This is a genomic window from Pasteurella sp. P03HT (genome assembly GCF_054052285.1).
The window spans coordinates 1-758 of sequence record NZ_JBSIUM010000016.1 but is presented as its reverse complement, the minus strand read 5'-3'; the positions used below and the strand labels follow the sequence as shown (position 1 = coordinate 758).

At 44.2% G+C, this 758-nt stretch carries 1 protein-coding gene; it reads right to left on the bottom strand.

Going from position 1 to position 758, the window contains the following annotated elements; all coding sequences use genetic code 11:
• Positions 1-758, bottom strand: a 758-nt coding sequence (locus tag ACWIT3_RS09525) for an elongation factor Tu (protein WP_457162453.1), incomplete at both ends; no start/stop codon positions are given.

The window sequence follows — 758 nt, the reverse complement described above, 5'->3', positions numbered from 1 at the left end:
TTTGATAATACGTAAACTTCTGATTCAAAGTCTGTGTGTGGTGTAATTGAACCTGGTTTCGCTAATACTTGACCACGTTCGATATCTTCACGTTTAGTACCACGTAATAATGCACCCACGTTCTCACCCGCACGACCTTCGTCTAATAATTTACGGAACATCTCAACGCCCGTTACTGTGGTTTTCGCAGTCTCTTTGATACCAACAATCTCAACCTCTTCACCTGTACGGATGATACCACGCTCAACACGACCTGTAACTACTGTACCACGTCCTGAAATTGAGAACACGTCTTCAATCGGAAGAAGGAATGGTTGGTCGATTGCACGCTCTGGCTCTGGAATGTAAGTGTCTAAGTGACCCGCTAATTCAAGAATTTTTTCTTCCCACTCTGGCACGCCGTTTAACGCTTGTAACGCTGAACCACGTACGATTGGTGTATCATCACCTGGGAAATCATATTGAGATAGAAGCTCACGTACTTCCATTTCAACTAATTCTAATAACTCTTCGTCATCTACCATGTCACATTTGTTTAAGAACACGATGATGTAAGGAACACCTACTTGACGACCTAAAAGGATGTGTTCACGAGTTTGTGGCATAGGACCATCAGTTGCTGCAACAACAAGAATCGCACCGTCCATCTGTGCAGCACCAGTGATCATGTTTTTCACATAGTCCGCGTGTCCTGGACAGTCAACGTGTGCGTAGTGACGAGTTTCGGTATCGTATTCAACGTGTGATGTGTTGATGGT